Raw genomic sequence first — 23,129 nt, 5'->3', positions numbered from 1 at the left:
CCGGGGCCGGCCCGGGCCGGCTTGCGCCGTAAGACGCCGTGCCCCGCCGTGCCCCGCCATGAACCTCCGTGCACCGCAGCGAACCGCCGCGATCCCCTACGGCTCCTCGACGCGTTCCTGGCGGGCGCCGGGGCGGGGCGCGGTGAGGCTGCCGAGAATCTGCAGGAGTTCGGCGCTGCGGCTGCCGGGCTCGGCGTGGAAGACGACCAGGGTGAGTCCGTCGGTGCCGTCCACGGAGAGCTTGTTGGAGTGCAGGTCGAGGTCGCCGACCTGTGGGTGGCTCAGCCGGCTGACCCGGCCGCGCCGGGGCCGTACCTCGTGCCGGGACCAGAGCGTGCGGAAGCGTTCGCTGCGCACGGACAGGTCACCGACCAGGTCGCGCAGCCGGGGGTCGTCGCTGTCGGGCCCCGCGTACGCGCGCAGGGCGGCCACACCCTCCTCGGTGAGGTCCTCCCAGTCGCGGCGCAGTGCGCGCTCGGCGGGATCGAGCAGGACGGCCGTCAGCAGGTTGACGCCGAGCGTGTAGTTCGGTGTGAGGGCCGTGGCGAGGGTGTTGGCGGCGAGGCAGTCGGTGTACCGGTTCTGGATGTAGGCGGGGTTGCGGGGCCAGCCGTCGATGAGCTGGAGGAGGGCGGCGGGCACCTGTTCCCGGCGGCGCGGCGCCCCGGCGCGGGACGGACGGCGGGTGCCGGCCGGCCGGTCCTGGGCCAGGCCGAGGAGGTAGGAGGTGGCGTCGGCGTCCAGCCGCAGGACGCGGGCGATGGCCCGGAGGACCTGCGCGGACGGGTTGCGGTCCCGGCCCTGCTCCAGGCGGAGGTAGTAGTCGGAGCTGATGCCGGAGAGCATCGCGACCTCCTCGCGCCGCAGCCCCGGCACCCGGCGCAGTCCCGAACCGGGCAGCCCCACGTCCTCGGGCCCGACCTGCGCCCGGCGGGCCCGCAGGAACTCGCCGAGCGCGTTCGTACCGTCCATGACACCACCGTACGGCCCGCACCGGTGACCGTGGCTGTCCCTGTCACTCCCAGGAACGCGGGGGCACTGCCGCCTCGGGCATGTCCGGCGCACCGTGGAAAGAGGTCACCGGAGGCACTGGTGGCCCGGCACGACACGAGAGGCACGACATGACTGCACAGCTCGGTGGCACCGTCACCCTGGCGAACGGTCCGACCCTGACCCGCATCGGCTACGGCGCCATGCAGCTGGCGGGCCCGCACGTCTTCGGTCCGCCGAAGGACCGGGCCCGGGCCGTGGCGGTGCTCCGCGCGGCGGTGGAGGCGGGCATCACCCACATCGACACCGCCGACTTCTACGGCCCCGCGGTCGTCAACGAGATCATCAGGGAGGCTCTGCACCCCTACCCGGACGGCCTGCACATCGTCACCAAGGTCGGCGCCCGGCGCGGCGCCGACGGCAGCTGGATCGTCTCCCGGCATCCCGAGGACCTGAAGGCGCAGGTGCACGACAACCTGCGCAGCCTCGGGGTGGACGCGCTGGACGTGGTCAATCTCCGGCTGGGCGACATGGACACCCCGAACGAGGACTCCGTCGCCGAGCAGTTCGGCGCGCTGGCGGAGCTGCGCCGGGAGGGGCTCGTCCGGCACCTCGGGCTCAGTACCGCGTCCCTCCCGCAGCTGGAGGAGGCCCGGGCGATCGCACCCGTGGTCACCGTGCAGAACCTGTACAACCTGGCCAACCGGCAGGACGACGCCCTGGTGGAGATGACGGCGGCGGAGAACATCGCCTTCGTGCCGTACTTCCCGCTCGGCGGATTCACCCCGTTGCAGTCGGAGACGCTGTCGAAGACCGCCGCCCGGCTGGGCGCCTCGCCGCAGCAGGTCGCCCTCGCCTGGCTGCTGCGCCGCTCGCCCAACATCGCGCTCATCCCCGGCACCTCGTCCCCGGAGCACCTGCGCGAGAACATCGCCGCCGCCTCGCTGGTCCTCCCCGAGGACGCGGTCGCCGATCTGGACGGCATCGGCGGCTGAGGGGCCCGTACCGGGGTACTCGGGGGCCCGTGAGACCGAAGCACGGGAGGAGCCGCACGTGGCGCCTCGGGGGTCCGCGGGTCGGGCGCACGGGAGGAGCCGCACGCGCCGCTTCGGGGGCCCGTGCGGCGGAAGTCCGGAAGGAGCCGCGGGTGCGCTCCGGAGGCCCGCGAGGCGGACGCACGGAAGGAGCCGTACGTGGCGAGGGAGGACCGGCTGCGGACCTATCGCGGCAAGCGTGACTTCGAACGGACCCACGAGCCCTCGGGGAGAACGGCGGCCTCCGCCGGTGCGGAGCGGCCCCGGTACGTGGTGCAGATCCACGACGCGCGCCGGATGCACTTCGACTTCCGGCTCCAGGTGGAGGACGTCCTGAAGTCCTGGTCCGTCCCGAAGGGGCCCTCCACGGACCCCGGGGACAAGCGGCTGGCCGTGCCCACCGAGGACCATCCGCTGGAGTACGAGGACTTCGAGGGCGTGATCCCGAAGGGCGAGTACGGCGGCGGCACCGTGATCGTCTGGGACCACGGCACGTACGAGCCACTCAGCCATGACCGCGCCGGGCGTCCGGTGGACTTCGCGGAGTCCTTGGAGGGCGGTCACGCCACCTTCCGGCTGCACGGCACCAAGCTGCACGGCGAGTACGCCCTCACGCGTTTCCGCAGCGGCCAGGACGAGGAGGAGGCCTGGCTGCTGGTGCGCAAGGGCCCCGCCCGGGCAGCCGGCCACGGCACCCCGGACCCCCGCCGCGCCCGCTCGGCCCGCACCGGCCGCACCCTCGCCCAGGTCGCCGCCGACGGCGAGGGGTGACGTACGCACGCCGAGACCGGGCTGCGCGTCCGAGTGATGGCGGCCGCGGCGGTGATCACGCGTCGGGCAGCGGCTGTTCCGCCCAGATCGTCTTGCCGCTGCCCGTCTGCCTGCTGCCCCAGCGCTGGGTGAGCTGCGCGACCAGCAGCAGTCCTCGGCCGCCCTCGTCGTAGGCGTGCGCCCGGCGCAGGTGCGGTGAGGTGGAGCTGGCGTCGGAGACCTCGCAGATGAGCGCGCGGTCGCGGATCAGACGCAGTTTGATGGGCGGTACGCCGTAGCGGATGGCGTTGGTGACGAGTTCGCTGACGACGAGTTCGGTGACGAAGGCGGCCTCCTCCAGACCCCAGGCGGCCAGTTGCTCGGTGGCCGCCTGCCGGTAGGTGGCCACTTCGGCCGGGTCGGGCGGTACGTCCCAGGTCGCGACGCGGTCGGTGCCGAGAGCGCGGCTGCGGACCATGAGCAGGGCCACGTCGTCGGTGGGCTGTTCGGGCATGACGGCCTTGAGGACGTTGTCGGTGAGGGCCTCCAGGGAGTCGGCCGGAGCGCCGAGGGCGCGGCGCAGTTCGTTCGTGGCGTGGTCGACGTCCCGGTCGCGGTCGTCGATCAGTCCGTCGGTGTAGAGGGCGACGATCGAGCCCTCGGGCAGTTCGAGTTCCGTCCCCTCGAAGGGCAGCCCGCCGACCCCGAGGGGCGGTCCGGCGGCCATGGGGATGAACTCGGGGAGGCCGCCGGGCAGGACGAGGGCCGGGGCCGGGTGGCCGGCGGCAGCCAGGGACAGGCGCCGGGAGACGGGGTCGTAGACGGCGTAGAGGCAGGTGGCGCCGACCTCGGCGACCTCTTCGCCGCTGTCCTCGTAGGCCAGGTGGGTGACCAGGTCGTCCAGGTGGGTGAGGAGTTCGTCCGGGGGCAGGTCGACATCGGCGAGGGTGCGTACGGCCGTGCGCAGCCGGCCCATGGTGGCCGAGGACTGGATGCCGTGGCCGACCACGTCGCCGACGACCAGCCCGACCCGGCTGCCGGAGAGCGGGATCACGTCGAACCAGTCGCCGCCGATGCCCGCCAGCGATCCGCACGGCAGATAGCGGTGGGCCACCTCGACCGCGGCCTGTCCGGGCAGCCCGCGGGGCAGCAGGCTGTGCTGGAGCACGTGGGCGGTGCTGCGCTCGCGGGCGAAGCGGCGGGCGTTGTCGATGCAGACGGCGGCGCGGCTGGCGAGTTCCTCGGCGAGGACGGCGTCGTCGGGGCCGTAGTCGTCCGGATGGGCCGCGCGCACGCACACCGCGACGCCAAGCGTGGTGCCGCGGGCCAGCAGCGGGACCGCGATCATGGAATGGACGCCCTCGCGGTACTGGCGGCCCTCGGGCGAGCGCGCGTTGCGCTCCGCGAGCCACTGGTCGAATTCGGGCTCGCTGGCCTGGCTGAGCACGGCCCCGCCCTCGCGCAGGGCTCGGGCCGGCGGTGAGGAGGGCCGGTAGACGTGCGTCTCGCCCAGGTGCACGGCCACGCCCGGGTTGCCCTCCCGGGTGGAGCCGTGCGCGACACGGCGCAGGGTGATGCCGCCGTCCGGGATCATCGGCAGCTCGTCCGCCCCGAGGACCCAGTCCAGCAGGTCGATGCTGGCGAAGTCGGCGTACTGCGGGACGAGGAGTTCGATCATCTCCTCGGCGGTGCGCACCACGTCCAGGGTGGTGCCGATGCCGGTGGCCGCCTCGTTCAGCAGGGCGAGGCGGCGCCGGGCCCAGTACTGCTCGCTGCTGTCGAACGCGGCCAGGGCGACCGCGGCCAGCTCACCGGACGCGTCCCGCAGCGGCCACATCTCCACGCTCCAGGCGTTCTCCCGGTTGAGCGCGGGGGCGTTGGTGAAGCTCTCGTAGTGGACGGGCCGGCCGGTCTCGACGACCTGGCGCAGATGGCGCAGGAAGATCCGGCTGTGCTCGGCGTCCTCCACGGTCTCCTGGTAGAACCGGCCGACCAGTTCCTCCTCGGGCACGCCGACCATCTGGCGGGCGGCGTCGTTGACCCGCAGATAGCGCTGTTGGAGATCGAAGACCGACATGGACATGGAGGCGGTCTGGAAGGCCTGAGCCGCGAGCACGGCGCCGGGCGGGCCGGCCTGGTCGGCGGTGACCACGTATCCGGTCGCCTCGCCGCCCTGGCCGAGGACCGGGCAGGCGGTGAGGGCCAGCTCGGTCCGGTGGCCGTCGCGGTGGCGCAGTGCGACGGTGCCGGATCGCGCAGTGAGGACACCGGGGGGCACCTCGGCGGCGAGGAGGTCGGCCGCGGGCCGGCCGACGACCTCGTCCGCAGTGTGCCCCGTGAGCAGCCGCGCGCCCTCGCTCCACCCGGTCAGCCTGCCCTGGGCATCAATGATCGCCGCGGCCGCGACACGCTCCATATGCCCAAGGATGATCCGAATGTTCCGGCGCATCAAGCGCGGAGGCGACCCGGCTCAGCCTCGATGCGTGCGCAGTACGGACAACGCTCGATCGGCGTGGGTGTTCATGCGCAGTTCGCTGCGGACGACCTCCAGGACCGTGCGGTCCTGCGCGATGACGAAGGTGACCCGTCTGGTGGGCGCGAGGCTGAAGCCGCGCTTGACGCCGAAGCGCTCGCGGACCGCCCCGTCGGCGTCGGAGAGCAGGGGCATGCCGAGGGTGTGCCGTCCTGCGAACTCCTGCTGCCGTTCGACGCTGTCGCCGCTGATCCCGACGGGGCGGGCACCGACGGCCGCGAATTCCGCGGCGAGGTCGCGGAAGTGGCAGGCCTCTGCCGTGCAGCCACGCGTCAGCGCGGCGGGGTAGAAGAACAGCACGACCGGCCCGTCGGCCAGCAGCTCGGTGAGCCGCCGGGTGGTGCCGCTCTCGTCGGGCAGCGCAAAGTCCTCGACCTTGTCCCCGACCTCCACGGTCTCCGTCATGACCGGCCCTCCCCGCCGCGGGCGACACCGCGGGCCCACAGCACCAGGGGTACCTGAAGGGGCAGCCGGGCCAGGGCCGCGGTCCGCTGCGGGGCAGGCCGGTTTCGCCAGTCCACGGCCATCTTCACGTTGGCGGGGAAGACCCCGACGAAGAAGGCGGCCGCCGCCTTGCCGGCCACCGCGCGGGTGCGGGGCGAGGCCACCCCGGCCGCCAGCGCCAGCTCCACGAGCCCGCTGCCGTACGTCCACGCCCGGGGCGAGCCCGGCAGCGCCTTCGGAATCGTGGCATCGAACTGCCGCGGAGCGGCGAAGTGGGCGACCCCGGCGGCGGCCAGCAGGCCGGCCAGCAACAGGGGTGAACGTTCGGACCGGGGCACGGTTCCTCCTCGTTGATCTGCCGCCGGATATTACTCGACGGTAGAGCGACGTGTGACCGCTTCGGAACGATCGACCGGGTCCGCCTCCCGGCCCCCTCGTCGTCGACCGCGCGGGCGAGGAAGCCCGCCCGCTACGGGCACGGGCCGAGACAGGCCACGCCCGGCGGGGCACGAGACAGGCCACGCCCGTCGGGGCACGCTCGGTCTCGACGACCTCCGCAGCAGCGGCGGGGACCTCGGACAGCGGTTCCGTGGGCATGTCCGAAATCCCTCCACATGGTTGCATAAGGCAAGTAAGTAACCGAGGCATGCAGGGCGGCACGGCACGTCCACGGGGACGGACAGGACGGCGGAACGCGTCCCGGCCGAGCCGCAGCTGAGCCAGGGGGTGACCACGCCACCCGTCCCGGGGCACGTCCCGGCCGTCCCGCGGGATGCCGGGACGGCATTGCGACCACCCGTCACGGCAACGCTGCTGACGTGATCACGCTTCGTGGTCACGAGAACGACAGCCGGAGGTTTCCATGATCCGACAGACCATCAAGAGCGGTCTGCTGGCCACGGTCGCGGTGCTCGCGTTCCTGCCCGGGGCGGCCGGGGCCGCCCCGGCGAGCGCCGCGACCGCCCCGCGCCCGGCGGCCGCCGTGACGGCCCAGCACCCCGCGCAGCACCCGAAGCACCGCAACCACCACGCCAGGCGGCACACGCACCGCGCCCACCACCGCCGGGTCCACCACCGTCACGTCCGCCACTTCGTCGCGCCGGGCGTCTCCCGGGCCGTCGTGCAGGGCATGTCGTACCGCCGCACGGTGCCCGTCGCCGGGCGGGTCACCACGCACCGCGCCCGGCTGAACGTCCGCTCGGGACCGGGCACCTACTACCGCGTGATCGGCCACCGGCACACCGGTCGGCTGCTGAGGGTCACCTGCAAGTCGTACGGCTCCGGGGTCTTCGGCAACCACACCTGGTACCGGCTCCGCCACCACCGTGGCTACGTGTCCGCGCACTACGTCCGCACCGGACGCACCGTCCCGTGGTGCTGACCGCCACGGACCACCGCACCACCTGACCGTCGAAGGCCTGTTCGGGAACTCCCCTCCCCCGAACAGGCCTTCGGCACATATGTGCCTCACCGACCTCATACCCCATCGTGTGTTGCAGAGGCCGCACCGCAGGGAAACCATTCCGACAACAGGGGCCAAAGCGCCCATAGCGGAACGGGAGTCGAGGGACGCACGATGCGGCATCCCCAAAAGTCGGCCACACCGGACGAATCGCTGGCGGTGAAACTGCGGGAACTGAGAGACCGTACGGGGCTGAGCCTGGCGGCGCTGGCCACCCGCACCCCCTACAGCAAGTCGGCCTGGCACCGCTATCTGACCGGGACCCAGCGGCCTCCACGACCGGCCGTGGAGGCGCTCAGCCGGCTGGCCGGTGCCGATCCCGCCCCCGTACTGGCCCTGTGGGAGGCGGCCGAGGAACCGCCCGCGCCCAGTCCGTACAAGGAGCAGGTCCGGCCCCGCTCCCGGTGGCTCCCGCTGTCGGCGCTCGCCCTGCTCGGTACGGCCGCGGCGGTGGCCGCCGCCGTCACCGTGGCCGGACGGCCCGGCTCTCCTTCTCCCGCCGCGCAGACCCTGCTGACCGGGCCCGGCTGCCACGCACGCTCCTGCCAGGGCGAGTTGCCCGAAGCCTCGGTGTGCGCCAGGGACGCGCAGACCAAGAGCGCCGTCACCGACTCCGGCTATGACGTCCGCCTTCGCTACTCGCCCGCCTGCGGCACCGCGTGGTCGGAGGTGCGCGTGCGCTCCCCGCAGGCACGCGAGGTGTCGGTACGGGCGGGTCAGGACATGCTCTCCGCGAGCTATCCGGCGGACGACTCCACCGGACACACCAGCCCGATGATCGCCGTCCGTTCACCTCGGGGCGTGGAGGCGTGTGCCGAGGTGGGCGGGCAGCTGGCGTGCACGGGTCTGAACGCGGAGCCGATGGGCCAGGGATGACACGGGCGCGTGCCGCACCGGACACGGCATGCGGACGCGGCACCCTGTCCCGGCCCCCGGCACCCGGGAGCCGGCATCCGGACACGGCACCCCGACACGGCATGCGGACGCCGAGCAGGTGGACGCCGGCCGCGGTGTGCGCGGACCGGATCGCGGAGATGCGGGGGCGCCGAAACGGCCGGAGGCGTGAATCCAGCCAGCCAAGACTGTCAGCCATGTGGTTCGCGTTCCTTCGGTCCGGGTCCGGGTCGCTCAGCCGCTGCGGTACAGGTCGGTGAGGAGTTCGAGCACGTCCTGGTGAGCCGGGTGCGGGTCGTCGCGCCACCAGGCGAGGCGCACGGCGACGGGTTCGGCGTCGCGCACCGGCCGGTAGACGATGCCGGGCCTCGGGTACTGGTTCGCGGTGGACTCCGCGGTCACGCCGATGGCACGTCCGGCGGCGATGACGGTGAGCCAGTCGTCCACGTCGTACGTCTCCTCGACGGCCGGGCGGGCGCCGGGCGGCCACAGCTCCGGGCTGGCCGTGCCGGTACGCCGGTCGACGAGCAGGGTGCGGTCGGCGAGGTCGGCGAGCCGGACCGAGCGGCGCCTGGCGAGGGGGTCGTCGGCGGCGAGCGCGCACAGACGCCGTTCCAGGCCGGCGATGGCGGTGCCGAAGCGCCGGTCGTCCAGCGGCCTGCGGACGACCGAGAGGTCACAGGCACCCTCGGCCAGGCCCGCGGACAGCGAGTTGACCCGCACCAGATGCAGGTCGGTGCCGGGATGCGCGGCGCTCCAGCGCCGCTGGAAGGCCACCGTGTGGCGGCCGAGCGCCGACCATGCGTACCCGATCCGCACCCGCTCGTGCCCCGAGGTGGCCTCCCGGACCAGCTCGGACACGTCCGCGAGCACCCGCCGGGCCTGCGCCAGCACGCGCAGCCCGGTCGCGGTCGGGGTCACGGCACGCGAGGTGCGCCTGAGCAGCCGTACGCCCAGGGCCTGTTCGAGGGAGGCGAGGGCGCGGGAGACGGCGGCCTGGGAGACACCGAGGGCGATGGCCGCGTCGGTGAAGGTGCCCTCGTCCACGATGGCCACGAAACAGCGGAGCCGGCGCAGGTCGATGTCGGGTTCATGCATACGCTCAGCGTATAGATCGACACCGCCATGCATTATGCGCAAACATCCTGGTGGCGCAGCATCCCGCTATGCCTCGAGTCTTCGAACGCCCTGCCGCCGCCACCGTGCCGTCGGCGGCGCCGGGTCCCGCGCCCCAGGCCCGGCGGTCGGCCGGAGTGGCCACCATGGTCGGCAGCGGCCTGTCCAACCAGACGGGCGCGGCCGTCGGGGCGCTGGCCTTCCCCGTGCTGGGTCCGCTCGGTGTGGTGGCGGTGCGTCAGTACGTCGCCGCGCTGGTGCTGCTGGCCGTCGGCAGGCCGCGGCTGCGGGCCTTCACCTGGCGTCAGTGGTGGCCGGTGCTGCTGCTGGCGGCGGTCTTCGGCACGATGAACCTCAGCCTGTACAGCGCGGTCGACCGGATCGGGCTCGGCCTCGCGGTGACGCTGGAGTTCCTGGGCCCGCTCGCCATCGCGCTGGCCGCGTCCCGGCGCCGGCTGGACGCGGGGTGCGCGGTGCTGGCGGCGGCCGGGGTGGTGGTCCTGATGCGCCCGCAGCCGTCGGCCGACTACCTGGGGATGGGCCTCGGCCTGGTGGCCGCCTGCTGCTGGGCGTCGTACATCCTGCTCAACCGGATCGTCGGCCGGCGCATACCGGGGGTCCAGGGAGCGGGTGCCGCCGCGGGAGTGTCGGCGCTGGCCTTCCTGCCGGCCGGGATCGCCGTCGCCGTACGGCACCCGCCCACGGCCGGCGCCCTGCTGTGCGCCGTCGCCGCGGGAGTGCTCTCCTCGGCCGTGCCGTACCTCGCCGATCTGCTCACGCTGCGCACCGTGCCCGCGCACACGTTCGGGCTGTTCATGAGCGTCAATCCGGTGCTCGCGGCCGTGGTCGGGTGGATCGTCCTCGGTCAGGGTCTCGGCGGCCCGGAGTGGGCGGGCATCGGGGCGGTCGTCGCCGCGAACGCGCTCAGCATCGCGACGCATGCCGGGGCGGCCGCGGCTGACGACCGCTGACCCGCGCGCTACCGGCCGCGGCTGCCGGCCCCTCACCCGTCCGCGACCGGGGACGGCTGACAGCCGGTCACCCGCGCGCGACCGGGGACTGACGGCCACTCACTCGCGCACGGCCGGGGACGACTGACAGCCGCTCACCCGCGCACGGCCGGGGACGGCCGACGGTCGTTCACCCGCGTGCTCATGCTGCGGGCGGCTTCGCCGGGAAGACCACGGCGGCCTCGGATCATCGGGGTCAGCCGGTGCGGGTGACCGGGGCCAGCCACAGCCCCACGATCGCGTCGGCGAGCCCCGTGGCGACCTCGCTCCAGCCGGTGCGCGGGGTCGGGGTGTCCTCGGCGAGAGCACGCTCCCGCTCGGCGCAGGTGTACAGGATCAGTGTCCGGACCATCTGGCCCCGTTCCATGCGGACTTCGGCGGGCAGTGCGGGCAGGGTGCGGTTCAGGCCGTCGATCGCCTCACGCAGCGCCGGCGAGGCCAGGGACTCCTCGACCATGATCTCGTGCAGCGCCGGGTCGCTCATCACCTGGGCGCAGAACCGGGCGTACCAGGTGGGACTGCCCAGGCCGGCCAGGTGCTCGGTGACCGGGCGCACCAGGCAGTCGACCCAGTCGCGCACGTCGGCGGAACCGGCCGCCGCCGCCAGGGCCCGCTCCCGCAGCACCTCGATCCGCCCGGCGTGCCGGCGCGCGACGGCACGGACGAGGTCGGCCTTGGTGCCGAAGTGGTAGCCGACCGCGGCGTTGTTGCCCTGGCCTGCGGCCTCGCTGACCTGACGGTTGGAGACGGCGTACACGCCGTGCTCGGCGAACAGCCGCTCCGCCGCGGTCAGGATCGCCTCCCGCGTCGCGTTCACCTGCTCCGCCCGGGCCGTCCTGCGCGCCATGCTCACCACCGCTCCGGGACTGCGCACCGCCCTGGGGCGGCCAGTCCCGCGCGCCGCTCCAGGTCCTCGACCGGGGCGGCGAGGTCCAGCCAGAAGAGCCTACGGGGCACGCCCGGCCCCCGACCGACAGGCCCCGTCGGGACCGCCTTTCCATGCCGCTGAAGGTGAGTCGGGCACTCGGCATGGGCGAGTCGGGCACTCGACGCAGGAGAAGCCGATCCGCCCGGACCCTCGGGGCGCGGGGCGGCCGGGCCGGCCGGGACTGGGGGCAGCGTGGAAAGCGCGTGGCCGGGGAGCGCGGGGCCCACCGTTCGCGTCCGCGCTCACGCTCGCACGCACGTCCGGCGGGCCACACCGGGCCGTGACGGAGCAGGCCCGCCCGTGACGGCGCCCAACTCGGTGCGCCGGTCCGTCAGTCGAAACGGGCGGAGGCGCGGCCCGGGCGGCCGGCCGCCCGGACGGGCCCGATCAGGCGAACCGGTGCCCGAAGGCGCGTGAGGGCGCCGGGAGCGGTCGACACCTTCAGCCGTGACCGACGTGCACCTGCCGCTCATCGCGCCGATGCTCGCCACGCCCGGCGCGCTGCCGTCCGCCGCCCAGGACCAGCGGTGGGCGTACGAGACCAAGCAGGACGGCCAGCGCGTGATGGCCTACCTGTCCGGCGACGGCGGCGTGCTGCTGCGCGCCCGCTCCGGCGAGGACATCACCGCCGCCTACCCCGAGCTGCGCCCGCTCGGCACCGCTCTGGGCGCCACACCCGCCGTCCTGGACGGCGAGGTGCTCGCCCTGGACGAACGGGGGCGCGCCGACTTCCAGTTGCTGCAGAGCCGGATGGGCCTTGCGCACTCCCCCGCACTGGCGGCGCGCAGGGCCGCGCAGGTTCCGGTGCACCTGGTGCTGTTCGACGTTCCGTACCTGGAACGCCCGCTGCTGCGCCTTCCCTACGCCCAGCGGCGGGCGCGGCTGGTGGAGCTGGGCCTCACCGGGCCGTACTGGTCGACGCCGGGGGCCGTGACCGGGCACGGTGCCGAGGCGCTCCGGGCCACCCGGGAACACGGTCTGGAGGGCCTGGTGTGCAAGCGTCTGGACTCGCTGTACGAGCCCGGGGTGCGCTCCCGTGCCTGGATCAAGATCCGGAACATGCGCAGCGAGGATGTCATCGTCGGGGGCTGGCTGCCCGGCAGGGGACGGCTGACCGGGCTGCCGGGCGCGGTGCTGGTCGGCCAGCGCGCCGGCGGCCGGCTGCGGTACGTCGGCGGGGTGGGCACCGGCTGGAGCGAGACGGAACGGACGGAACTGGCGGCGCTGCTGCGGGCGGCCGCGAGCAGCCGGTGCCCCTTCGACCCGGTGCCACGGATCGCGCACGCGCGCTGGGTGCTGCCCCGGCTGGTGGGCGAGGTCGGCTACAGCACCCGGACCCGGGCCGGGCTCCTCCGCCAGCCGTCCTGGCTGCGACTGCGACCTGACCTCACCCCCGAGGAGTCCTCGGCATACCTGCCGCAGAACCCCGACTGAGCATGCGACAGCAACCACGGCATGCACGGCGACCACGGCGACCACGGCAACTACCGGATCCCACGGCAACTGCCGTCCCCCACCCCGACGCGGTCTCAGCAGACCCGTCGGCGAACCCCGGCCGAGTACGCACCAGCCGCCTACCGGTCCCCCAGCGGTCCTCACCACCCCGCCGCGGCAGGTGCGCGCCGCGAGCCCGGCTGGAGGCGGACCTGTTCCCCCTCGACGGGCGGCTGCACGGGTGACCGGGGACGGGGCACGGCACCCGAGGGTCTATCGTGTCCCCCATGTCCGTCCCGGAACTCATCCGTATCGTCTCCCGTGACTCACCGATGGCCCTCGCGCAAGTCGAGCGTGTGCGCGCCGAGTTGGGCGTGCTGCACCCGGGAGTGCGCACCGAGGTCGTGCCCGTGAAGACCACGGGTGACAAGTGGCTCGGTGATCTCTCCAAGGTCGAGGGCAAGGGGGCGTTCACCAAGGAGGTGGACGCGGCCCTGCTGGCCGGGGAGGCGGACCTCGCGGTGCACTGCGTCAAGGACGTGCCCGCGGACCGGCCGCTGCCCGCCGGCACGGTGTTCGCCGCGTTCCTGCAGCGGGACGACATCCGTGACGCGCTGGTGCACCCGGGCGGGCTCACCCTCGACCAGCTGCCGGCCGGCACCCGGATCGGCACCTCCTCGGTGCGCCGGGTGGCCCAGCTGGCCGCCACGCACCCGCACCTGGAGTGCGTGCCCTTCCGCGGCAACGCCAACCGCCGGCTGGAGAAGCTGGCCGCCGGGGAGGCGGACGCGCTGCTGCTGGCGGTGTCCGGTCTCGAGCGGATCGGCCGCCCCGACGTCATCAGCGAGGTGCTGTCCCCGGAGGCGATGATGCCGCCGATCGGCGCGGGCATCCTCGCCCTGCAGTGCCGGGAGGGCGATACCGATCTGATCGACGCGGTCAGCGGGCTCGGTGACCCGGCCACGCACCGGGAGGCCACGGCCGAGCGGATGTTCCTGCATGTGCTCCAGGGGCACTGCAACAGCCCCATCGCCGGCTATGCGCGCGTGGACCGCAGCGGTGAACTGTCCCTGCGGGCGTGTGTGTTCACGCCGGACGGCAAGACCCGGCTGAACGCCCACGAATGGGCGGGCCGGCTCGATGCGGCCACGCTCGGGACGTCGGTGGCGGTGGCGCTGCTGCGGCAGGGGGCACGGGAGATCATCGACGGCATCCCGCACTGACCCCCGTCAGGCGGTGCCCGGCTCCGTCTGGTCCTTCAGGAAGGCGCTGACCTGGTGGGCCAGGCTGCCCTGTCCGGTGCCGGCCGGCGCCGGCACCGCGGTCGCCTCCAGGACACCGATGCCGCCCGCCCAGAGCCGGCGGTCGGTCCACTCCTCCTCGACCCGCAGCTGGACCTGTACGTCCACGTGCGTCAGGGCGGCCTCCGGGGCGGCCGCGTAGAGCACGGCGGTGGCCCGGCGCAGCGGATAGACGTCGAAGCCCTCGATGAACTGGGAGTTCCGCCAGTCGATGAAGGCGCTCTCCCCGTCCTGGCCGACCCGGACGTCGATCTGCCCGTCCTCCAGGTGGATGCCGTAGTGCCGTGCACCCCGGTTCTCGACGGTCACCCGGACGGTGAAGTACGTCAGCCCGGCCGCGGCGTCGTCGCGTCCGCGCGGCGGCTCGGCCGCCTCCAGGCGGTGGACGCGAACCCGCAGACCGGCATGCTCGTCGTACTCCTGCCAGTCCCCGACCACGTTCGGCTCGTACACAGCGCCCCTCTCGACCTCCAAGAGCTGCTGTCTATCTGGGCGCTCAGTGCACTGTCAAATGAGCAGAATGCGCTGTGGCCAGGGGGTTCGCCCGCTTTGATCGGTGATCAAGCGCTGCCCAGCAACAATCCCGCCGACGGTGCCGCGAGGCGGCGCGGGCGCGTGCCGCACATCACGTGCCGCGGCAAGATCACCGGGCCAGCCGGCCGAGCAGCGAGGAGGCCGCGGCGATGCCGAGGGCGGCGGCCACCGCCAGGACCCCGAAGTCGGCGGCGAGGTGGGCGGGCGTGCCGAGCAGGAGGCCGCGCAGGGCGTCGACCTCGTAGCTGAGCGGATTGACCTTGCTGACGGCCTGGAGCCAGCCCGGCATCACCGAGACGGGGTACAGGGCGTTGGAGCCGAAGAACAGCGGCATGGTGATGGCCTGCCCGAAGCCCATCAGGCGGTCCCGGCTGAGGACGATGCCCGCGATGGTCATCGACAGGCAGGAGAAGAACGCGGAGGCGAGGACCACGACCCCGGCGACGCCGAGCAGCTTCAGCGGGTTCCAGGTGAGGGCGACGCCGAGCAGGGCGGCGATGACGATGACGACGACGGCCTGGATCAGTGACTTCACTCCGGCCGCGAACGCCTTGCCGGTGATCAGTGCCGAGCGCGGGGTGGGGGTGACGAGGAGCTTGTTCAGGATGCCCGCGTCGCGCTCCCAGATGATCTGGATGCCGTAGAAGATGGCGATGAACATCGCGGACTGGGCGATGATGCCGGGCGCCAGGTAGTCGATGTAGGGGATGCCCCCGGTGGGTATCGCCCGGATCCGGGTGAAGGTCTGGCCGAAGATCAGCAGCCACAGGGCCGGCTGGACCGCGCGGGTGTACAGCTCGGTGCGGTCGTGGCGCAGCTTCTGCAGCTCGACGGCGCACATCGCGGCAACCCGGGCGGGCAGCAGCCGCCAGCCCGCACGTGGGCGGGGCGGGCTGAGCAGCAGGGAGATGCCTGCGGCGGTGTCGTCAGCCGACGCGGTTCGCGGTGCGGCGGGTGCTTCGGACATCGCGGAAACCTCCTCCGGAGTCGAGGCCGCTGCCGGCGACGTCCCGGAAGACGTCCTCCAGCGTGGGCAGGGTGTCCGTGCCCCGGCGTTCGGCGAGCCCCTGGCGCAGCTCGGCCGGGGTGCCCAGGGCGCGGATGCGGCCCCGGTGCATCAGGCCGACCCGGTCGCAGTACTGGTCGGCCTCGTCCATGTAGTGGGTGGTGACGAGGACGGTCATGCCGGTGGCGGCGCGGACGGCGTTGATGTGGTCCCAGACGCCGGTGCGGGCGATGGGGTCCAGGCCGATGGTGGGTTCGTCCAGGATCAGCAGCCGGGGCGCGCTGACCAGGGCCTGGGCGAGTTCGAGGCGGCGGATCATGCCGCCGGAGTAGGTGCCGGCAAGCCGGTCGGCGGCGTCGGTGAGGCCGACGGCGGTCAGGGCCTGGGCGACACGCTCGGCGCGCTCGCGCCGCGGCACGTCGAAGACGCGGGCGAACAGGGCGACGTTCTCCCGGCCGGTGAGCCCGCTGTCGGCGGACAGCTGCTGCGGGACGTAGCCGAGGAGGCGGCGCACCGCCATGCGGTCCTTGGCGGTGTCGTGCCCGAAGACCCGGACCATGCCGGCCGGGACCGGGAGAAGCGTGGTGATGCAGCGGATGGCGGTGGTTTTCCCGGCGCCGTTGGGACCGAGCAGCCCGAACACCTCGCCCTCGCGGACGGCCAGGTCGAGTCCGTCGACGGCGTTGGTGTCCCCGAAGGCGTAGGCGAGGCGGGTACAGGCGACGGCTTCGGCGGTCTCGGCGGACGTGTCGCTGGTCATGCTTCCTCGGCCTCCTCGTGCAGGGTGACGGCCAGCTTGCGCAGTGCGGGCAGCGCCGCGCTCAGGGCCGCGCGGTCGCCCTCGTCGAGTCGGGACAGATGCCGGCCGACCAGTTCGGTACGGCGGCGACGCCAGTCCTCCAGCCGCTTCTCGGCGGCACCGGTCAGCAGCAGACGGGCGGCCCGCCGGTCGTCCGGGTCGGTCTCCCGGGTCAGATGGCCGTCCCGGACGAGCTGGTTGACCAGGGTCGACACGGAGTTGCCGGCCAGGTGCAGGGCCCTGGCGGCGTCCGAGATGCCGATGCCGGGCCGGGCCTCGACCAGCCGCAGCAGCTCCACCTCGGCCCCGCGCAGCGGCGGCCCGGCGAGCCCGCCGCGCAGCCGGCGCCGGACCAGTCGCTGGATCCGCATGAGTGCGTCGGCCAGCTCCTCGGAGAGGTCCGCTTCCATGGTCCGAAGATTACCTCTGTTACAGAGGTAATGCCTCCCAAGGAGAGGTCAAGGGCACCCCGGCACCCGGGTACCCAGGTGCCCCGCCGCCCCGCCGCCCCGCTGCTCCGCTGCCCCGGCGCCTGGCGCCCGACGCCCGGTACATCCCGATATGGACCAGATTGTTTTGACGTATCCGTCGAGGGGAATACGAACATGAGTGCTTCGGACCGGAGGCACGTCCGTGGGAGCCGGCTCAGCCGGGCACCCCGGTGCCTCCCTCAGGTCCGAGCCCCCTCCCACAGTGCCTGTTCGATCCAGCACCTGTTGAGAGAGGTGCGCGCGATGCCTGTCACTGCGAGCACGAAGTCCCACCCCCACGACGACGCCCCCGACACGGCCGAGTCCTTCGAACGGCTCGCGCAGCTGCCCGACGGTCCCGAGCGCCGGGCGCTGAGGGACGAACTGGTCCGGCTCTGGCTTCCCATGGCCGAGCGGATCGCCGTACGGTTCCGCGGCCGCGGGGAGTCCCTGGAGGACCTGTACCAGGTGGCCGCACTCGGCCTGGTGAAGGCGGTCGACCACTACGACCCCTGCCGGGGCCGCGCCTTCGAGGCGTACGCGGTGCCCACCATCACCGGCGAGATCAAGCGCCACTTCCGCGACCACATGTGGACCCTGCACGTGCCGCGCCGGGTGCAGGACCTGCGCAACCGGGTGCGCGGCGCGGTCAAGGAGCTGGCCCAGACCACGCCCGGCCGGGCGCCCACCGTCGCGGAGATCGCCGCGCACACACGGCTGAGCGAGGCCGAGGTGCAGGCCGGCATGGAGGCCCTGGAGTGCTTCTCCGCGCTGTCCCTGGACGCGGAGGTGGCCGGCACGGACGGGTATGCGCTCGGGGACTGTCTGGGCGAGGCCGACCCCGGCTTCGACCTCGTGGTCGACCGCGCCGCGGTCAAGCCGTGTCTGCAGGCGCTGCCCGAGCGCGAGCGCACCATCCTCTACCTGCGGTTCTTCGGCGGGATGACACAGAGCCGGATCGCCGAGCAACTGGGGATCTCCCAGATGCACGTCTCCCGGCTGCTCAGCGGCTGCTGCGACCGGCTGCGTGAGGAACTGCTCGCCGAGACCGGCTGAGCCTCACTCCCGTGAACGGTCGGGGACCTCCTCCACGACGGCGGGCAGCGGCTCGGCCGCCCCGGGGACCTGACAGGGGCCGTACCGGTCCAGGGTGTCCTCCAGCTCCGCACGGACCTCGGCGGGGATGTCGCCGCGGCGCCCCCAGATGAGGATCAGGTCCGCGATGGTGCGCAGCTTGATGTTGGTGTGCTGGGAGACCTCCTTCAGCACCTGCCACCCCTCGTCGGGGGTCACCCGTCCGAGGGCCACCACCATGCCGATGGCCTGATCGACGACTGCGTGGGAGGCCACGGCCTCCTTCAGCTGGTCCACTTCGGCCTGCAGCTCGGCGATCCGGTCGGCCTCCGTCTCTCCCATGCCTCCATCGTGCTCACCCGCCTGGGCCCCCGCCACCGGGGTACTCGACAGGCACCGCGCCCCCTGCGGTCGGACACTGGTGCCAGACCGGCAGGCGCCGGACCCCGAGACCAGGACGCGACTGCCATGAACGATGACACGCCTGCCAGCAGTGGACCGAGGACGAGGGACATCGTCTCCACGCACTCCGTCTTCGGCGCGCCGTGCTGGGTGAGCCTGACCAGCCGCGACCTGGGGGCGACGCAGGAGTTCTACTCGGCCCTGTTCGGCTGGCGCTGGCGCGGCGCCAAGCTCGGCGAGCACTTCCGGATCGCGCTGGCGGACGGGGTGCCGGTGGCCGGGATCGCCGCGGTCGCCTCGATGTGGCAGATGGCGGTGGCCTGGACGCCGTACTTCGCGGTTCCGGACGCCGATGTGGCCGCGGCCCGGGCCCGGGAACGCGGCGGCACGGCGGCGGTGGGGCCGCTGTCCTTCCCTCCCGGACGGGCCGCCCTCCTCGCCGACCGCGACGGGGCGACCTTCGGCATCTGGCAGGGCGAACTGGTCTCCAACTGGGAGACATGGCGGCGGGCTGCCCCCACCTTCATCCGGCTGCACACCCGCAACGCCTTCGATTCCGCGATCTTCTACGGCGAGACGCTCGGCTGGGCCACCGGGACGGCGGGCTGCTGCTCGGTGGAGTACGAGGGCGGCGAGGTGGTGCTGCGCAGCAGGGGCGACGTGGTGGCGCGCATCGACTCCGGTGCGGTGGAGGCGGCCCCGGACCCCTCGGTCCGGCCCCACTGGCAGATCCATTTCGCGGTGGCCGATGTGGTGGGCTGTGCCCGCACCGCGGAGAAGCACGGCGGCAGCGTCCTGCACGAGGAGGAGACGGAGGCGGTGCTGCGCGACCCGGACGGGGCTCAGTTCACCGTGACCTCACGCCTGGAGCGCTGACCGGGCCGGGGACTTCGCTCACGCCGTCGCCGTATCCCGGCGTCTGCGCTTCGAGCGGTCCCGTGCCCGTCCCGCGCCGCGCGGTCCGGCGGCCCGCGACGGCCGGGACAGCAGGATCAGGCCGCGGGACTCCACGCGGAGCCGGGTGCCGGCCTTGTGCTCGCGTTCGTCGGGGACGCCCTCGGGATCGGCGGTGTCGATCAGGGTCGTCCAGCGTTCGCCGTAGGAGTCGGCGGGGAGGCGGAAGTCGACGGGTTCCCAGTAGCCGTTGAGCAGCAGCAGGAAGGAGTCGTCGACCACGCGGCCGCCGTAGGAGTCGCGTTCGGCGATGGCGTCGCCGTTGAGGAAGACGCCGACCGAGTGCGCGTCGCCGCGCTGCCAGTCCCGGTCGGTCATCTCGCGGGCGTCGGGCCGCAGCCACATCAGGTCGGGCAGCGGCTGCTCGGCGTTGGTCGCGGTCTCGCCGAGGAAGAAGCGGCGCCTGCGCAGCACGGGGTGCCCGGCGCGCAGGCCGATGACGCGCCGGGTGAACTCGGCGAGGGCACGCTGCTCGTCGGTCAGGTCCCAGTCCACCCAGGAGACCTCGTTGTCCTGGCAGTAGGCGTTGTTGTTGCCGCGCTGGGTGCGGCCGAGTTCGTCGCCGTGGCTGAGCATCGGGATGCCCTGGGACAGCAACAGCGTGGCCAGCAGGTTCCGTTGCTGGCGAGCACGCAGTTCGAGGACGGCCGGGTCGTCGGTCGCGCCCTCCGCCCCGCAGTTCCAGGACCGGTTGTGGCTCTCGCCGTCCCGGTTGTCCTCGCCGTTGGCCTCGTTGTGCTTGTCGTTGTACGACACGAGGTCGCGCAGGGTGAATCCGTCGTGCGCGGTCACGAAGTTGACGCTGGCACGCGGCCGGCGCCGGCTGTGCTGGTACAGGTCGGAGGAGCCGGTCAGCCGCGAGGCGAACTCGCCGAGCGAGCCGGGTTCCGCCCGCCAGAAGTCCCGCACGGCGTCCCGGTAGCGGCCGTTCCACTCCGACCACAGCGGGGGGAAGTTGCCCACCTGGTAGCCGCCCTCCCCCACGTCCCAGGGCTCGGCGATGAGCTTGACGCGGCTGATCACCGGGTCCTGCTGGATCAGGTCGAAGAACGCGGAGAGCCGGTCCACCTCGTGGAACTGCCGGGCCAGCGTGGCCGCGAGGTCGAAGCGGAACCCGTCGACGTGCATCTCGGTCACCCAGTACCGCAGCGAGTCCATGATCAGCTGCAGTACGTAGGGGTGCCGCATCAGCAGGCTGTTGCCGGTGCCCGTGGTGTCGTAGTAGTGCCCCCAGTCGCCGTCGACCAGGCGGTAGTACGAGGCGTTGTCGATGCCCCGGAAGGACAGGGTGGGACCCCTCTCGTTCCCCTCGGCGGTGTGGTTGTAGACCACGTCGAGGATCACTTCGAGGCCGGCGGCGTGCAGCGCCTTCACCATGGCCTTGAACTCGTCGACCTGCCGGCCCCGGCTGCCGAGGGCCGCGTAGGCGTGGTGCGGGGCGAAGAAGCCGATGGTGTTGTAGCCCCAGTAGTTGGCCAGGCCCCGGTCCTGCAGGACGCCGTCCTGGACGAACTGGTGGACCGGCATCAGTTCCACGGCGGTGATGCCGAGCGTGGTCAGGTGATCGATGACCGCGGGGTGGGCGAGCCCGGCGTAGGTGCCGCGCAGCCGCTCCGGGACGTCCGGATGGGTGCGGGTCAGGCCGCGGACGTGGGCCTCGTAGATGACGGAGTCGGCGTAGGAGTGGCACGGGGAACGGTCGTCGCCCCAGTCGAAGTACGGGTCGGTGACCACGCCCAGCATCGAGTGGCCCGCGCTGTCGGCCGCGGAGGGGCCGTCCGGCGCACGCTCGTAGAGGGAGGCGTGGTTGTCGGTCCGTCCGTCCACCGCGCGCGCGTACGGGTCGAGCAGCAGCTTCGCCGGGTTGCACCGGTGGCCGAAGGACGGCTGCCAGGGACCGTGCACGCGGTAGCCGTAGCGCTGTCCGGGGCCGACGCCGGGCAGATGGGCGTGCCACACGAACCCGTCGACCTCGTACAGCGGGACGGGGCGCTCGGTGCCGGCGTCGTCCACCAGGATCAGCTCGACGTGCTCGGCGACCTCGCTGAACAGCGCGAAGTTGGTGCCCTGCCCGTCGAAGGAGGCACCCAATGGGTAGGGGTGCCCGCTCCACACGGGCACCCCTTTGCGGGACTTCCGGGCCGTCACCGGGCGGCGCCTTCCAGGGCGCCGTCCGCCGCGTCGGCCCGGGCGGCCAGGACGGCCACCGGAATCGATCGGGGCACCTGGAGCCCCTGTCGCAGGTGGGGCGCGGGGGCCTTCGGGACCAGCGGGACGCGCTCGCCGGAACGGGCGCGCTGCGAGAACCAGATGATCTTGCAGCCGGTCTCCGAGGCACAGCAGCCCCAGCCGTCGCTCATGGCGGCGATGTCCGCGAGGCACGCCCTGAGGTCCTGGTCGGGGCGCAGGTCGCGGTCTTCACCCCCGACGGCGGTGATGAGGTGCTGGCCGTTCCACCACATCTCGATCGACGCGTGCTTGTCGGTGGCGTGCTGGTCGATCGCCCGCAGCAGCAGTTCTGCGCCGTGGCGGACGGGGTCCACGAGGTTTTCGAGGTCCCAGTGGCGGAGATGGGCGGCCAGGATCCGGCTGACCTGTCCGACCCGTTCCGGGCTGACTTCCACATCGAGGTGGTAGTAGCAGGGCACTGCGGTCTTCATTGTCGCTTGCTCCTCACCCGCGAAGCTCCCGCTCCCCTTGCCCGGCCCGGGAGGGATCCCGGACTCTTGCCCGCCCGGGAGAGGTCCCGGACACCTAGCGTGAGCGCTGATCGCTTCTGAGTCACCTCCACAGTGAGCGCGCTACGCCATTCGTGCAACACGAGGCTCACGTTCGGCCGGATGGTTGAACGTCCAACAGGACGTTGTGTCGTCGTACGTGCACCATGAGTGAAAGCCTCGATCGCCGTAACGGTTCCGTGCCCTCCTGTGCGCGGACGCCACCCGACCGTCGGGAACGCGCCCAGTCGAGAGCGTGGAAGGTGAAGAGGGTCATGCTGCTCCCCGCCAAGGCCGAAGTGGCCAGGCAGTTGCGGCGTTACCGGGCATGGGAGCGCATGATGCTCGCCTCGCCCCACGACCGCACGGTCCGGGCCACTTTCGAGGACTCGGGCTACACCTTGTGCGTGCTGATGGGAAAACGCTGCGCCCGGGAGGCCGCGGAAGCGGCCGAGCGCTATCTGCGCTCCACCCTGGCCGGCTACCTGCGCGAGCAGGACGGGCGGACGCAGCCGCGTCGGGCGGGCCGCCGCGCGCCGCCACCGGAGCGGCGTTCCACGGCGCCGAGGCACTGACCTGGCACCGTACAGGGCGTTCCACACGGGACGGCAGCAGCCGGACCGTTTCTCGGATCGCGAAGCCGGGCCCCGGGCCCGGCTTCGCGCACGGCGGAGGTGAGAGATGCGCAGGACCCCGGCCATCGGCCGCGTACCGGTACGTGACGTCCGGCCGGCCGTGGACTGCGGCAGGCGCCCGGCGAAGGCGGTGGCCGGGGAGACGTTCCAGGTCACGGCCACCGTGTTCCGGGAAGGCCATGACGCCGTCGGCGCCAATGTCGTCCTGCGGGATCCGGCCGGCCGCCGCGGCCCGTGGACGCCGATGCGGGAGCTGTCCCCGGGCAGCGACCTCTGGGGTGCGGACGTCACCCCGGACGTCACCGGCCGCTGGACCTTCCGCGTGGAGGCCTGGAGCCATCCGCTGGCCACCTGGCGGCGCACCGCCGCCGTAAAGGTTCCGGCGGGCATCGACACCGGTCTGGTCCTGGAGGAGGGCGCCGGCCTCCACGAGCGGGCGGCGGCCGGAGTGCCCAAGGGGCCGCAGCGGGACCTGGTCCTGGCCGCCGCGCGGGCTCTGGGCGACGACACGCTCTCGGTGCACGACCGTCTGAAGGACGCGTTGTCTCCCGAGGTGGACGCGGTGCTGTCCCGGTACCCGCTGCGGGAGTTGGTCACGGCCGGCGATCCGATGCCGCTGCTGGTGGAGCGGGCCAGGGCCCT

General features: G+C 73.0%; 24 protein-coding genes. 11 read left to right on the top strand and 13 right to left on the bottom strand.

The window, feature by feature from the left end:
* Nucleotides 1-96: 96 nt before the first annotated feature.
* The gene (locus ACZ7P3_RS35995; RefSeq protein WP_472088194.1) at nt 97-972 is read right to left on the bottom strand and encodes a helix-turn-helix domain-containing protein; all 876 of its coding nucleotides are present in this window, start codon (nt 970-972) and stop codon (nt 97-99) included.
* A 149-nt stretch (nt 973-1,121) separates the two neighbouring features.
* On the opposite strand from ACZ7P3_RS35995, the gene ACZ7P3_RS35990 reads away from it, so the two are divergent.
* Nucleotides 1,122-1,985: an oxidoreductase gene (locus tag ACZ7P3_RS35990; RefSeq protein ID WP_472088192.1), complete on the top strand. Its 864-nt coding sequence runs from the start codon at nt 1,122-1,124 to the stop codon at nt 1,983-1,985.
* Nucleotides 1,986-2,183: 198 nt separating this feature from the next.
* A complete protein-coding gene (locus ACZ7P3_RS35985) occupies nt 2,184-2,795 on the top strand; it encodes a DNA polymerase ligase N-terminal domain-containing protein (protein WP_472088190.1) in 612 nt (203 codons plus the stop codon).
* A 55-nt stretch (nt 2,796-2,850) separates the two neighbouring features.
* On the opposite strand, the gene ACZ7P3_RS35980 is transcribed toward ACZ7P3_RS35985, so the two are convergent.
* The 3 genes from ACZ7P3_RS35980 to ACZ7P3_RS35970 are packed head-to-tail and all read right to left on the bottom strand — an operon-like array spanning nt 2,851 to nt 6,089.
* Complete coding sequence (locus ACZ7P3_RS35980) at nt 2,851-5,190, bottom strand: SpoIIE family protein phosphatase (protein WP_472088189.1); 2,340 nt, start codon at nt 5,188-5,190, stop codon at nt 2,851-2,853.
* A gap of 54 nt (nt 5,191-5,244) precedes the next feature.
* Entirely contained in the window at nt 5,245-5,712 is a 468-nt protein-coding gene (locus ACZ7P3_RS35975; RefSeq protein ID WP_472088187.1) for a peroxiredoxin, read from the bottom strand.
* A complete protein-coding gene (locus ACZ7P3_RS35970) occupies nt 5,709-6,089 on the bottom strand; it encodes a DoxX family protein (RefSeq protein WP_472088186.1) in 381 nt (126 codons plus the stop codon). The genes ACZ7P3_RS35975 and ACZ7P3_RS35970 overlap by 4 nt, the downstream gene beginning before the upstream one ends.
* 524 nt (nt 6,090-6,613) lie before the next feature.
* Here ACZ7P3_RS35970 and ACZ7P3_RS35965 point away from each other — a divergent pair.
* Nucleotides 6,614-7,132 (top strand): SH3 domain-containing protein, encoded by a 519-nt coding sequence (locus ACZ7P3_RS35965; RefSeq protein WP_472088184.1) that lies wholly within the window; start codon nt 6,614-6,616, stop codon nt 7,130-7,132.
* Between the two features lie 195 nt (nt 7,133-7,327).
* Nucleotides 7,328-8,089 carry an XRE family transcriptional regulator gene (locus ACZ7P3_RS35960; protein ID WP_472088182.1) on the top strand — a complete coding sequence of 254 codons (762 nt, stop codon included), beginning with the start codon at nt 7,328-7,330 and terminating at the stop codon, nt 8,087-8,089.
* Nucleotides 8,090-8,341: 252 nt separating this feature from the next.
* On the opposite strand, the gene ACZ7P3_RS35955 is transcribed toward ACZ7P3_RS35960, so the two are convergent.
* A complete protein-coding gene (locus tag ACZ7P3_RS35955) occupies nt 8,342-9,205 on the bottom strand; it encodes a LysR family transcriptional regulator (RefSeq protein WP_472088180.1) in 864 nt (287 codons plus the stop codon).
* A 155-nt stretch (nt 9,206-9,360) separates the two neighbouring features.
* On the opposite strand from ACZ7P3_RS35955, the gene ACZ7P3_RS35950 reads away from it, so the two are divergent.
* Nucleotides 9,361-10,194 (top strand): EamA family transporter, encoded by an 834-nt coding sequence (locus ACZ7P3_RS35950; RefSeq protein WP_472088472.1) that lies wholly within the window; start codon nt 9,361-9,363, stop codon nt 10,192-10,194.
* Nucleotides 10,195-10,429: 235 nt separating this feature from the next.
* Here ACZ7P3_RS35950 and ACZ7P3_RS35945 read toward each other — a convergent pair whose 3' ends face one another.
* Nucleotides 10,430-11,080, bottom strand: coding sequence for a TetR/AcrR family transcriptional regulator (locus tag ACZ7P3_RS35945; protein ID WP_472088178.1), 651 nt, complete (start codon nt 11,078-11,080; stop codon nt 10,430-10,432).
* Nucleotides 11,081-11,617: 537 nt separating this feature from the next.
* Between ACZ7P3_RS35945 and ACZ7P3_RS35940 the strand changes: the two genes are divergently transcribed.
* Nucleotides 11,618-12,595 (top strand): ATP-dependent DNA ligase, encoded by a 978-nt coding sequence (locus ACZ7P3_RS35940; protein WP_472088471.1) that lies wholly within the window; start codon nt 11,618-11,620, stop codon nt 12,593-12,595.
* 287 nt (nt 12,596-12,882) lie between these two features.
* Nucleotides 12,883-13,818, top strand: a complete 936-nt coding sequence (gene hemC / locus ACZ7P3_RS35935; protein ID WP_472088176.1) for a hydroxymethylbilane synthase — start codon at nt 12,883-12,885, stop codon at nt 13,816-13,818.
* 6 nt (nt 13,819-13,824) lie between these two features.
* Here the strand turns inward: hemC and ACZ7P3_RS35930 are convergent, their stop codons facing one another.
* From ACZ7P3_RS35930 to ACZ7P3_RS35915, 4 genes are all read right to left on the bottom strand, one after another.
* Entirely contained in the window at nt 13,825-14,349 is a 525-nt protein-coding gene (locus ACZ7P3_RS35930; protein WP_472088470.1) for a hypothetical protein, read from the bottom strand.
* A gap of 190 nt (nt 14,350-14,539) precedes the next feature.
* The gene (locus ACZ7P3_RS35925; RefSeq protein ID WP_472088174.1) at nt 14,540-15,397 is read right to left on the bottom strand and encodes an ABC transporter permease; all 858 of its coding nucleotides are present in this window, start codon (nt 15,395-15,397) and stop codon (nt 14,540-14,542) included.
* Nucleotides 15,357-16,196: an ABC transporter ATP-binding protein gene (locus tag ACZ7P3_RS35920; protein WP_472088172.1), complete on the bottom strand. Its 840-nt coding sequence runs from the start codon at nt 16,194-16,196 to the stop codon at nt 15,357-15,359. Before ACZ7P3_RS35920 ends, ACZ7P3_RS35925 begins: the two co-directional genes overlap by 41 nt.
* Entirely contained in the window at nt 16,193-16,645 is a 453-nt protein-coding gene (locus ACZ7P3_RS35915) for a MarR family winged helix-turn-helix transcriptional regulator (RefSeq protein ID WP_472088171.1), read from the bottom strand. The genes ACZ7P3_RS35920 and ACZ7P3_RS35915 overlap by 4 nt, the downstream gene beginning before the upstream one ends.
* A 324-nt stretch (nt 16,646-16,969) precedes the next feature.
* Here ACZ7P3_RS35915 and ACZ7P3_RS35910 point away from each other — a divergent pair, with 324 nt between their 5' ends.
* A complete protein-coding gene (locus ACZ7P3_RS35910) occupies nt 16,970-17,761 on the top strand; it encodes an RNA polymerase sigma factor SigF (RefSeq protein WP_472088170.1) in 792 nt (263 codons plus the stop codon).
* A gap of 3 nt (nt 17,762-17,764) precedes the next feature.
* Here ACZ7P3_RS35910 and ACZ7P3_RS35905 read toward each other — a convergent pair whose 3' ends face one another.
* Nucleotides 17,765-18,121: an ANTAR domain-containing protein gene (locus ACZ7P3_RS35905; RefSeq protein WP_472088169.1), complete on the bottom strand. Its 357-nt coding sequence runs from the start codon at nt 18,119-18,121 to the stop codon at nt 17,765-17,767.
* Nucleotides 18,122-18,247: 126 nt separating this feature from the next.
* Here ACZ7P3_RS35905 and ACZ7P3_RS35900 point away from each other — a divergent pair, with 126 nt between their 5' ends.
* Complete coding sequence (locus tag ACZ7P3_RS35900; protein WP_472088168.1) at nt 18,248-19,057, top strand: VOC family protein; 810 nt, start codon at nt 18,248-18,250, stop codon at nt 19,055-19,057.
* Between the two features lie 18 nt (nt 19,058-19,075).
* Here ACZ7P3_RS35900 and glgX read toward each other — a convergent pair whose 3' ends face one another.
* Together glgX and ACZ7P3_RS35890 are read right to left on the bottom strand one after the other, a co-directional pair.
* The gene (gene glgX / locus ACZ7P3_RS35895) at nt 19,076-21,283 is read right to left on the bottom strand and encodes a glycogen debranching protein GlgX (protein ID WP_472088167.1); all 2,208 of its coding nucleotides are present in this window, start codon (nt 21,281-21,283) and stop codon (nt 19,076-19,078) included.
* The gene (locus tag ACZ7P3_RS35890; RefSeq protein ID WP_472088166.1) at nt 21,280-21,795 is read right to left on the bottom strand and encodes a pep a2; all 516 of its coding nucleotides are present in this window, start codon (nt 21,793-21,795) and stop codon (nt 21,280-21,282) included. Before ACZ7P3_RS35890 ends, glgX begins: the two co-directional genes overlap by 4 nt.
* A 332-nt stretch (nt 21,796-22,127) precedes the next feature.
* Between ACZ7P3_RS35890 and ACZ7P3_RS35885 the strand changes: the two genes are divergently transcribed.
* A complete protein-coding gene (locus tag ACZ7P3_RS35885) occupies nt 22,128-22,427 on the top strand; it encodes a DUF5133 domain-containing protein (RefSeq protein WP_472088468.1) in 300 nt (99 codons plus the stop codon).
* Nucleotides 22,428-22,533: 106 nt separating this feature from the next.
* Nucleotides 22,534-23,129: maltotransferase domain-containing protein (locus ACZ7P3_RS35880; protein WP_472088165.1), on the top strand; the 596-nt coding region annotated here is incomplete at its 3' end.

It is taken from the genome of Streptomyces sp. NPDC107581 (assembly GCF_055657175.1).
This window is presented reverse-complemented; position numbering and strand designations above follow the sequence as displayed.

Coding starts and splice junctions, on each gene's coding strand:
- ACZ7P3_RS35995 (WP_472088194.1), bottom strand. CDS start 972: ATGGACGGTACGAACGCGCTCGGCGAGTTCCTGCGGGCCCGCCGGGCG.
- ACZ7P3_RS35990 (WP_472088192.1), top strand. CDS start 1,122: ATGACTGCACAGCTCGGTGGCACCGTCACCCTGGCGAACGGTCCGACC.
- ACZ7P3_RS35980 (WP_472088189.1), bottom strand. CDS start 5,190: ATGGAGCGTGTCGCGGCCGCGGCGATCATTGATGCCCAGGGCAGGCTG.
- ACZ7P3_RS35975 (WP_472088187.1), bottom strand. CDS start 5,712: ATGACGGAGACCGTGGAGGTCGGGGACAAGGTCGAGGACTTTGCGCTG.
- ACZ7P3_RS35965 (WP_472088184.1), top strand. CDS start 6,614: ATGATCCGACAGACCATCAAGAGCGGTCTGCTGGCCACGGTCGCGGTG.
- ACZ7P3_RS35960 (WP_472088182.1), top strand. CDS start 7,328: ATGCGGCATCCCCAAAAGTCGGCCACACCGGACGAATCGCTGGCGGTG.
- ACZ7P3_RS35955 (WP_472088180.1), bottom strand. CDS start 9,205: ATGCATGAACCCGACATCGACCTGCGCCGGCTCCGCTGTTTCGTGGCC.
- ACZ7P3_RS35945 (WP_472088178.1), bottom strand. CDS start 11,080: ATGGCGCGCAGGACGGCCCGGGCGGAGCAGGTGAACGCGACGCGGGAG.
- hemC (WP_472088176.1), top strand. CDS start 12,883: ATGTCCGTCCCGGAACTCATCCGTATCGTCTCCCGTGACTCACCGATG.
- ACZ7P3_RS35925 (WP_472088174.1), bottom strand. CDS start 15,397: ATGTCCGAAGCACCCGCCGCACCGCGAACCGCGTCGGCTGACGACACC.
- ACZ7P3_RS35920 (WP_472088172.1), bottom strand. CDS start 16,196: ATGACCAGCGACACGTCCGCCGAGACCGCCGAAGCCGTCGCCTGTACC.
- ACZ7P3_RS35915 (WP_472088171.1), bottom strand. CDS start 16,645: ATGGAAGCGGACCTCTCCGAGGAGCTGGCCGACGCACTCATGCGGATC.
- ACZ7P3_RS35910 (WP_472088170.1), top strand. CDS start 16,970: ATGCCTGTCACTGCGAGCACGAAGTCCCACCCCCACGACGACGCCCCC.
- ACZ7P3_RS35905 (WP_472088169.1), bottom strand. CDS start 18,121: ATGGGAGAGACGGAGGCCGACCGGATCGCCGAGCTGCAGGCCGAAGTG.
- ACZ7P3_RS35900 (WP_472088168.1), top strand. CDS start 18,248: ATGAACGATGACACGCCTGCCAGCAGTGGACCGAGGACGAGGGACATC.
- ACZ7P3_RS35890 (WP_472088166.1), bottom strand. CDS start 21,795: ATGAAGACCGCAGTGCCCTGCTACTACCACCTCGATGTGGAAGTCAGC.
- ACZ7P3_RS35885 (WP_472088468.1), top strand. CDS start 22,128: ATGCTGCTCCCCGCCAAGGCCGAAGTGGCCAGGCAGTTGCGGCGTTAC.